Here is an 8,893-nt window from a genome sequence, read left to right as displayed (position 1 = left end):
GTGAATCACACCAGTGGTTCGGTGGCCTACTGGCTTGAGATCCAATGACGCCAAAGCTTGTGACGAAAGTAGTCGATTATGTCGCTACCGTCCGGCGGTGGGGCAGTACCAATTTCCGAAAGAAGCGGATCCAATGAGTAGCTTGCTGGTAGCTGAGAACGGCACCTGCGGTCATTGAGCTCGTCGGCGATCGAGTCGAGGTAAGACAAACGCCAGCTGAACCCAGGGATCTGCTCAGATCTGCGCAGCTCAGATGATAGAACCGAGTTTGTCGAGGAAGATCGCGGCCAGGTCATCGACCCTCACGCGCGGTCTCCGAAATCAGCTCACGCCAGCGCGGGAGGCTCTCCTGCTTCCGCTTGGCGAGGTTTCTCACGGAGAGTTCCTTTCGCGCGAGTCGTTCGACACGTTCGCTCAGATCTTCAACTCTAGAATCGCCGCCCTACGTCGACATCGGATATCGCTCAAACCGCCGCTTTGTGGACGACGCATTATGCACATACACAATATTTGGGCTCTTCTTCGAGGCAGATTGCGATTTTCTCCGGCTTTTCGGTGGGGTTTCATTGACGAAGCGTCCATTGAACGACCTCCCTACACGCGCGAGTTTCGGAGCAAGGTATGAACCCCCCGACAGCCGTACAGACCGGCACGAAGAGGCCGATTCCGCCCGAAACGTCGCGCCGAGTGGCTTTCGCCGCGTTCGTGGGGACGGCGATGGAGTGGTACGACTTCTTCCTGTTCACCACCGCGGCTGCACTGGTGTTCAATGTGCAGTACTTCAGCTCCGACAACGCCCTGACGGCGACGATGGCCTCGTTCAGCACCCTGGCGGTCGGATTCGTTGCACGTCCGGTGGGTGGGCTGCTCTTCGGCTGGCTCGGTGACCGAGTCGGGCGCAAAAAAATCTTGATGACGACCATTGTCGGCATCGGAATCTCCACCGTCCTGATCGGACTGCTTCCCAACTACTACTCGATCGGCGTCATCGCCCCGATCGCGCTCGTCGTACTGCGCGTGCTGCAGGGTTTGGCCGTCGGAGGTGAATGGAGTGGCGCGGTCACGATCGCAGCCGAGAACGCCCCACCCGAACAGCGAGCGAGGTACGCCTCCATTCCGCAACTCGGATCGCCGGTGGGGACGATCATGTCCTCGGGAGCATTTTTCATAACAGCTGCCGTGCTGTCCGAGGATGTATTCAATGCTTGGGGTTGGCGCATTCCCTTCCTGCTGGCGCTGCCATTGCTCGGAGTAGCCGTCGTGATCCGGAAGCAGCTCGAGGAATCCCCCGAATTCGAAGCCCTGCGGGAGGAGGACGCGGTCGAAAAAGCTCCTCTACGTCAGGTGTTCTCCGGGGCGTGGCAACAACTTCTCGTCGGCGCTTCGGTCATGTTCATCGGAACCGGCGGGTTCTACCTGATCACGACGTTCGTCATCAGTTACGGCAAACGGGCTCTCGGTCTCGGTGCGACGATGCTTCTCCTTGCCACTGTCATCGCAGCGGTAGTCGAGCTGCCCGTCGTCATCAACGGTGGAAGATTGGGCACACGATTCGGTTCGAGCCGCGTCGTGATCGGCGGAGCCATCGCAACGATAGTCCTGGCCTTCCCAGTCTTCTGGGCGATCAGCACAGCGCATCCGGTGCTCGTCGTGATCGCCATGACCGTCGGGGTTGCCGCCATTTCGTATCCGTACGCGGTCAGCGGGGCGGTACTGACCAGCCTGTTCCCAGCCAGAATCCGATACAGCGGTGTGTCCGTCTCGTCGAACATCGCCGGGATGGCATCCGGATTCGTGCCGCTGATCGCGACCGCCGTCCTCACCGTGACTGGTGACACCCTCTGGCCCGCAGCGGTCATCCTCGTCCTCATCGGCGTGATCGCCCTGGTAGGGGGCGTCCTCGCACCGCGATGGAGCGTCGCCGAAGAAGGGCTCAAGCACTGATTCTTCTGATCCACAACAACATTGATCGATCACGCGTACCAGCGTGATGTCGGCTCCACCCCGGACAACGTCGTCCGGGCACGAATAACCACTCGAGAGAGGCACCAACAAGATGATCACCGCCAGCAAGATCGATCTGGACCGGTCTGTGATCGCGGACTTCGAAAAGTTGTCGCAGTTCGGTGCGACGTCTGGCGGCGGCGTCGATCGACAGGCTGCCACCGCAGTGGACGGCGCCCAGCGGGCGTGGCTTGCCGAGTGGCTCACCGACCGCGGATTTCGCGTCGAATACGATCAAGTGGGCAACCAGTTCGGTCTGCTCGAGATCCATCCCGGTGCCCCGTACGTTCTGACGGGCTCTCATCTGGACAGCCAACCGCTCGGTGGCCGTTACGACGGTGCGTACGGCGTCCTCGCCTCCGCGCACGCCGCTCACCGGATCGCCCAGAAGTGGAGAGCCGGCGACATTTCACCGAAATACAATCTTGCGGTAGTCAACTGGTTCAACGAGGAAGGCTGCCGGTTCAAGCCGAGCATGATGGGAAGTTCCGTCTTCACCGGCAAACTCGATATCGACCAAGCCCTGTCCACTACCGATCGCGACGGCGTCGCGGTCGCAGATGCGCTCGCCGGTATCGGCTGTCTCGGATCGGGTTCGGGGCCACAGGCCGCGGCGTTCGCCGAAATTCACATCGAGCAGGGCCGGAATCTCGAGAACGACGGAATCACCATCGGTGTAGTCGATTCCACGTGGGCAGCCCAGAAATACGAACTGGTGATACACGGGGATCAGTCACACACGGGATCGACGACGATGCCCGATCGCCAGGATGCGCTTCTCGGGGCATCCCTGCTGGTAGTCGCAGCACGCGAGCTGGCCGAAGAGTTCGCGGAGGCGCCGCTGCACACCTCGGTGAGCCAGATGGCCATCGAGCCCAACTCCCCAGTGGTGATCGCACGTGAAGTACGGATGAACCTCGACGTACGTTCGCCGAACGAATCGGTGGTAGCCCTTGCCAACGACCGATTGACGGCCCGCTTCGCCGAGATCGAGGCTCGCGCGCGTGTGCGTATCGAAAAGGCCACCGCGCACTCTTGGGGTGTGGCCGGCTATCAGCCGGAGGGTGTGAAGCTCTCCATGAGCGCCGCGGACGATCTCGGGTTGACATACCGCCAGATCATGACGGTCGCCGGGCATGATTCGGTGAACATGAAGGATGTCGTTCCGACGGTGATGCTGTTCGTACCGAGTGTGGAGGGCATCTCGCACAACGAACACGAGTTCACGACCGACGAAGATGTCTGCGCTGGTGTCAATCTGTTGACCGAGATCTTCGGTCGTATGGCAACCGGAGAACTCGACCGGCAGACTCCATGAGGTATCGCCGCCGCGGCGGCGATACCCCCGACCCGTGTCGCTACGACGTCAGGGTCTTCTGATCGGCGTGCAGGCGCCGGACGGCGTCGTCGAGATGTTCGGCAAGCATCCGTTGCACCTTCGCAGGTTTAGCGGTCCGGATCGCCTCGCGCAGCGCCGCGTGTTCATCCGCCTGTGCACGGATGTCGGGATAGGTGGTCTGCAATGCCCCCAGACACATCCGCGTCTCGATCAGCAGCGTCCGTGCGGCGCGAACCAATCGTGGGCTCGCCGAACTCTCAACCAGAATTTGATGGAACTGCTGGTCTGCGTCCGATACCGCAGTGGCGTCGCCTCGTTCTGCGGCTGCCTGCATCGTGACCACTGACGATTCGAGCGCCACATAGGTAGCTTCCCGTCGTCCGTCGGCGAGGATCATCTCCAGCGCCCCGCGCTCGATCACCGATCGGCTGCGGTACACGTCGACGATGTCGTCCGCGGACAACTCTGTTACGAAGATCCCGCGATGCCGAATGCTGCGCAGTATGCCCTCGGACACGAGTCGCTGCATCGCCTCTCTCAGGGGTCCACGCGAAACCTGGAAGTGCGCGGCCAGCTCTGCCTCACCCAACTGGGAGCCTGGCTCGAGCGCGCCGTTCATGATGGCGACTCTCAGGCGGTCCGCAATGAACTCGGCCGTCGATTGACGACTGGGGGGCTCCAGGTCAGTCAGAGCCATGGCTATTACCTTTCTCGAACAAGGTTCCTAACGACGACTGCGCCGCCGTGTGGCCCGCAAGACGCAGTCCTTCCCAGATGGTCACCTGGTTGGCCGTGAGTACTGGCTTACCGAGGCGCCGCTCGAGGGTACCCAGCACGCCGATCGTCCTCATGGCCGTATCGGGGATCAGGAGAGCTTGCGCATCCGGGTGATCGTTGCGCACTGCCAGTTCCACTACGCGCTCCGGGGTGAGCAGACCGACCTCAGCAGCGGTTTCGATGCCTGCGCTGGACACCGACAGGACTTCGATGCCGGCGGCGTCGAGGAAGTCTACGAACAGCTTCGCAACGTCCTCCGGGTAGCTTGCAACCACGGTCACCCTGGTGATCCCGAGCGCGTGCAGCGCGTTGACGAACGCGAAACTGGTGCTGGAAGTTGGTACACCAGTTGCCTCGGCGAGGCTCGCCGCCTGTTGCCGTGCACCGTCGGGGCCGTACACGAAGCTGCCCGATGTGCATGCCCACATGACAGCGTCCGGTTTCTCACGGGCGATTAGCGCCGCCCCACCGGCGAGCTTCTCGGGACTGCCGAGGTCGAGCAGTTCTGGTATGGCATGGAGGTCCGTGCCATAGATGTGCACAACCGGCAGATCCACTCCGAGTATCTGCGCGGCGAGGAGGTAGTCGTCCTCGGCGGCATGATCTGGATAGATGAATCCGACGGTGGGTGCGGTCGCCATTGTGTTCTCCTTTCCGATCACAAGGGCTGATCTCCGAAGACGTCCCGGAGCCACTGGCCTGGCCCGGACATCGGGAGTTTCATCCGGCCGAGACAGGCCCAGATGGTGAGTTGGTTGGCGGTGAGAACCGGTTTTCCGAGTTCGCGCTCCAGAGGGGTGATGAGATCATAGGTGGGCAGATTCGTACAGCTGACGAAGATCGCCTCCGCACTCGGATCATCCGCCTCGATGATGTGTTCGGCGATCGTGCGGTAGTTGACCTTCCATATGCCGCCACCGAGCCCGAGGTGGTCTGAGCGGACGACTTCAGTGCCCGCCTCTTCGAGGAAGGCGTGCAACCGGTCCGTCAATGGGGCGTCATAAGGTGTGATCACCGACAGTTTGCTGAGCCCGAGGTGCTCGATCGCCTCGACAAGTGCGCCAGACGTCGTTACGGCGTGCGGGGCGCCCGCCTCGCAGATTGCTTCGCAGAGTGCTCGCTCGAATTCGAGGCCCTTGATAAAGCTCCCTGATGTGCACAGATAGGCCACGACCTCGGGTTCGACATGCAGGACGTCGCGCGTCGCCGCCATGATGTGTCGTCGTTCGGAGACCAGTTCGGCCATCTCGAGACTGACGGGGACAGGTTCGTACGGGGTGCGTGCCAGGTGAAGGCTCACTTCCAGTGGGGCCCATCGCCACAGTTCGCGTTCGAGCGCGAGATCGAACGGGGCGATGATACCGATTCCCCGTTGTGCGAGAGGCCCTTCGAATTCTGGAATGTTCAGTTCCACGCCAGGCCTCACCTTCGTTTCGGCCACACCCGTGTGCATTCTAAGATTGTTGACAATCATACGAGTTACTCATACGGTGTCAACGTGAGCCGGAACCCGATTGTCGCGGTGCTTCACGCCCACGTCCTGCCGAGTGACGAACTCATGGCGCCAGTTTCCGCCCGTGCCGAGATTCGCTACACGGATGATGCGGGACTCCACGATGCCCTCGAGGGCGCAGATATCCTCTTTCTCTACAACTTCCAGTCCGATGAGCTGTCGAGGGTATGGCACGCTGCGGGTTCTTTGAAATGGCTGCACATTGCGGCCGCGGGTGTCGATCCAGTGATGTTCCCTGAGATTCGCGACAGCGAAGTCACGATCACGAACTCACGGGGCGTGTTCGACGGCGCCATTGCCGAATACGTCCTCGCGCAGATCCTCTCCTTCGCCAAGGATCTCCAGGGCTCTTTCCGCCTGCAACAGGCACACATCTGGCAGCACCGGGAATCCGAGCGTATCGCGGGGCGTACCGCACTCATCGTCGGCACAGGCCCCATCGGTCGTGCGACCGCTCGACTGCTGCGAGCGGTCGGCATGAAGGTCAGTGGGTCGGGTCGCCGTGCACGCGGCAACGACCCCGACTTCGGAACGATCACGGCCACAGAGACACTCCCCGAACAACTAGCCGACGCCGACTACGTGATCGCGGCGGCACCGCTCACCGAACTGACCCGGCACATGTTCCACAATGCGACATTCGCCGCGATGAAGCCGAGCGCACGCTTCATCAATGTGGGCCGCGCCGGACTGGTCCGCACCGAAGACCTGGTCAGCGCGCTCGAGTCCGGAACCATCGCCGGCGCCGCGCTCGACGTGTTCGACACCGAACCTCTCCCGTCCGACAATCCTTTGTGGAGCGTGCCGAATGTCTCTATCACACCACATAATTCGGGTGATTTTGCCGGATGGCGCGAAGCGCTCGTTACCGTGTTCACAGACAATTTCGAACGCTGGATGGCGGGTCGCCCTCTCGAGAACATCATAGATAAGCAGCTCGGGTACGTCCCCAGCCGATAACTGGGCCCGAACGCGCTGAAGGAGTTTTCATGAATCCCACCGACATGACCGCCGTCGAACTGGTCACGGCCTACTCATCCGGTGAACTGTCCCCGGTCGAAGCCACCCAGGCAATCCTCGATACCATCGCGGAACGGGACCGTGACATCAATTCGTACTGCCTCGTCGACCGAGAACGAGCACTCGCTCAAGCCCGAAAATCCGAAGAGCGCTGGACAACCGGCTACTCCAAAGGACTGCTCGACGGAGTCCCGATCTCGATCAAAGACATCTTCCTCACCGACGGCTGGCCCACCCTCCGTGGCTCACAAGCCATCGACGAATCCCAACCCTGGAACGTCGACAGCCCCGTCACGGCGCGCCTGCGCGAAGACGGAATGGTCTTCCTGGGTAAGACCACCACACCCGAACTCGCCTGGAAAGCCGTCACCGACAGCGCCCTGTGCGGAATCACTCGCAACCCGGCCGACCCGACCAAGACTGCCGGCGGATCTTCCGGCGGCAGTGCCGCAGCCGTCGCCGCAGGTCTCGGACCCTGCTCCGTGGGCACCGACGGCGGCGGAAGCGTACGCATTCCCGCATCTTTCTGCGGCACCGTCGGTTTCAAACCCACCCACGGTCGGGTTCCCCTCTTTCCTGCAAGTCCGTTCGGTCCGCTGTCGCACGCAGGCCCGATCACTAGGACCGTCGAAGACGCGGCACTCCTCATGGACATCATGTCCCTGCCCGACCCTCGCGACCCCACCTCACTCGCCCCTACCTCAACCACCTTCCGTGGTGAGATCGGCCGTGACGTGATAGGACTCGGCGTCGCATACTCCCCCACTCTCGGCTATGTCACAGTCGATCCCGAGGTCCGGGCGATCATCGACCGGGCGGTGCACGCCCTCGACACTGCAGGCCTACAGGTCACCGCCGCCGATCCCGGCTTCACCGACCCGATCGATGCCTTCGACGTGCTGTGGTCGTCCGGAGCTGCCGCCATGTTGAGAAGCTTCCCCGACGGCACGCGCGACAAAGTAGACCCCGGACTGGGCAAAGCCTGGGAACGCGGCGAAAAACTCAGCGCCATCGACTACCTGGACGCCCGCGCTGTCGCTGCGGACATCGGGATCACGATGGGCAAGTTCCACCAGACATACAACATCCTGCTCACCCCTACAGTCCCGATACCTGCATTCGACGCCGGTCACGACGTCCCACCCGGCGGCGACTACACCAGCTGGCCGCAGTGGACTCCGTTCACATATCCCTTCAACCTCACCCAACAACCAGCCATCAGTATCCCCGCCGGCACCACCGCCGGTGGACTGCCCGTCGGATTGCAGATCATCGGCCCTCGGCACTCGGACGACCTCGTCCTCGCCGTCGCACGGTTCGCCGAACACGTACTCGGCTGAAGTCGACGAGCTCTTCGAACACTTCCTAGAACTCGACGGTTCCCCTGAGGTACCGCCGGTAGGTCCCGGACAGATGGACGCGGTCGCCGTGCACATCGCAGTGAACTGTTCCGCCACGCGCTGACAGTTGCCGTCCGACAAGACGGTCGCGACCCAGTGCGGCAGCCCAGTACGGCGCGATCTGTGAGTGCGCGGACCCTGTCACCGGGTCCTCCTGCACGCCCGCCGCGGCGCCGAAGAATCGCGACACGAAGTCGACTTCGTCCGCGTCGGACGCTGCTGTGACGACGATGCCGCGCACCTTCAATTGGCTGATCACGGCGAAGTCGGGAACCATCGATGCGATGTCGTGTTCGGACTCCGCGACGAATACGAGGTCGGTGGCCTTCAGGCACTCCCGCACCGGGATGCCGAGTGCCGCGACGACCTCGGGGGCGGCAGCGGTCGGCACCGGGGGCTCGGCCGGAAAATCCATCACCAGTGCCGAATCCGGTCCCCGATCGACGTTCAGCCAACCGCTGCAGGTCCAGAACTGGATTCGGTCGGCGTCCGGGTGCACGTCCTCGAGAATGTGTGCGGCGGTGGCGAGGGTCGCATGACCACACAGGTCTACCTCGACGACCGGAGTGAACCACCGCAGGTGATAGGCCGGATGTTCCCGGTCGTCAGGTGTCGCGTCAGCGGGAAGGCCAACTGTGTAGAACGCGGTCTCGGACAAATTGTTCTCTTCGGCCAGTTGCTGAAGAACCGAATCGTCCAGCCACTCGGCCAGCGGCATGACTGCCGCAGGGTTGCCTTCGAAGGGTCCGGCGGCGAATGCGTCGATCTGATGGATATCCAATTTCATAGGTCCGATGATGGTGGCGGCCCTGAACCTCGTCGAGGGCCATCCCACACACT

The 8,893-nt window shown here is 62.2% G+C and carries 8 protein-coding genes; 4 read left to right on the top strand and 4 right to left on the bottom strand.

Annotated features, from left to right (window positions below):
• Window positions 1-621 precede the first annotated feature (621 nt).
• The gene (locus AB0I57_RS13000; RefSeq protein WP_358335368.1) at window positions 622-1,944 is read left to right on the top strand and encodes an MFS transporter; all 1,323 of its coding nucleotides are present in this window, start codon (window positions 622-624) and stop codon (window positions 1,942-1,944) included.
• Window positions 1,945-2,056: 112 nt separating this feature from the next.
• Window positions 2,057-3,322 carry a M20 family metallo-hydrolase gene (locus AB0I57_RS12995; protein ID WP_358335365.1) on the top strand — a complete coding sequence of 422 codons (1,266 nt, stop codon included), beginning with the start codon at window positions 2,057-2,059 and terminating at the stop codon, window positions 3,320-3,322.
• A gap of 40 nt (window positions 3,323-3,362) precedes the next feature.
• On the opposite strand, the gene AB0I57_RS12990 is transcribed toward AB0I57_RS12995, so the two are convergent.
• From AB0I57_RS12990 to AB0I57_RS12980, 3 genes are read right to left on the bottom strand one after another with little or no spacing between them, the layout of a single operon-like run.
• On the bottom strand, window positions 3,363-4,040 hold the full coding sequence (locus AB0I57_RS12990) for a GntR family transcriptional regulator (protein WP_358335362.1): 678 nt from the start codon (window positions 4,038-4,040) through the stop codon (window positions 3,363-3,365).
• The gene (locus AB0I57_RS12985) at window positions 4,027-4,761 is read right to left on the bottom strand and encodes a maleate cis-trans isomerase (protein ID WP_358335359.1); all 735 of its coding nucleotides are present in this window, start codon (window positions 4,759-4,761) and stop codon (window positions 4,027-4,029) included. Before AB0I57_RS12985 ends, AB0I57_RS12990 begins: the two co-directional genes overlap by 14 nt.
• A 17-nt stretch (window positions 4,762-4,778) precedes the next feature.
• On the bottom strand, window positions 4,779-5,573 hold the full coding sequence (locus AB0I57_RS12980; protein WP_358335356.1) for an Asp/Glu/hydantoin racemase: 795 nt from the start codon (window positions 5,571-5,573) through the stop codon (window positions 4,779-4,781).
• 45 nt (window positions 5,574-5,618) lie between these two features.
• Here AB0I57_RS12980 and AB0I57_RS12975 point away from each other — a divergent pair, with 45 nt between their 5' ends.
• Both AB0I57_RS12975 and AB0I57_RS12970 read left to right on the top strand, forming a co-directional pair.
• Window positions 5,619-6,593: a D-2-hydroxyacid dehydrogenase gene (locus tag AB0I57_RS12975; RefSeq protein ID WP_358335353.1), complete on the top strand. Its 975-nt coding sequence runs from the start codon at window positions 5,619-5,621 to the stop codon at window positions 6,591-6,593.
• 29 nt (window positions 6,594-6,622) lie between these two features.
• The gene (locus AB0I57_RS12970) at window positions 6,623-7,993 is read left to right on the top strand and encodes an amidase (protein WP_358335350.1); all 1,371 of its coding nucleotides are present in this window, start codon (window positions 6,623-6,625) and stop codon (window positions 7,991-7,993) included.
• Between the two features lie 25 nt (window positions 7,994-8,018).
• On the opposite strand, the gene AB0I57_RS12965 is transcribed toward AB0I57_RS12970, so the two are convergent.
• Entirely contained in the window at window positions 8,019-8,840 is an 822-nt protein-coding gene (locus AB0I57_RS12965) for a PhzF family phenazine biosynthesis protein (protein ID WP_358335347.1), read from the bottom strand.
• Between the last annotated feature and the right edge of the window lie 53 nt (window positions 8,841-8,893).

This window comes from Rhodococcus sp. NPDC049939 (genome assembly GCF_040656415.1).
Classification (GTDB): Bacteria; Actinomycetota; Actinomycetes; order Mycobacteriales; family Mycobacteriaceae; genus Rhodococcus_F.
The sequence above is the reverse complement of the archived record's forward strand: the minus strand, read 5'-3'. Positions and strand labels throughout refer to the sequence as shown.